Origin of the sequence: Bacillus sp. HMSC036E02, from assembly GCF_001836235.1 — a bacterium.
Classification (GTDB): Bacteria; Bacillota; Bacilli; order Bacillales; family Bacillaceae_G; genus Bacillus_A; species Bacillus_A cereus.
In genome coordinates this window covers 1-436 of sequence record NZ_KV827803.1, presented here as the reverse complement: position 1 = coordinate 436, position 436 = coordinate 1, and the positions used below count along the sequence as shown (strand labels likewise).

Here is a 436-nt window from a genome sequence, read left to right as displayed (position 1 = left end):
ATATTTAAGGGGGATTTATTATGTTTAAGAAATTAGTAGTAGGAACATTAGCAACTGGTATCGCATTAACTGGAGGGATTGGAGCAGCATCAGCAAGTACAGAAGGTGTAGATAATACTAAAAATTCAGCACCAATTGTCCAACGTACCCAAATACTTAAAGATGATTTCAGCCTGATAAATGGTGAAAGAGAAGTATCGTTCGAGCATGTAAAAAAAGCAGATATGAGAGTTCATATGACAAACAATACTAAAGGTACACTTGACTGGTCTTTAAAAGACTCAAAAGGTAATGTTATTGGTTCTGGATCGTTAGCAGCAGGAAAGGGTTTTACAAATACGTACAATACTCTTTCAAAAGGTAAATATAAGCTTAAAGTTACTCACAGAAATGGTGGTTCTGGATCATTCTATGCAGCTGCTCGTACTTTAGACTA

General features: G+C 35.6%; 1 protein-coding gene. It reads left to right on the top strand.

Annotated elements, in window-relative coordinates; translation table 11 throughout:
* Window positions 1–20 precede the first annotated feature (20 nt).
* The coding region (locus HMPREF2590_RS01790) for a hypothetical protein (protein ID WP_065212547.1) at window positions 21–436 on the top strand (416 nt) is incomplete at its 3' end.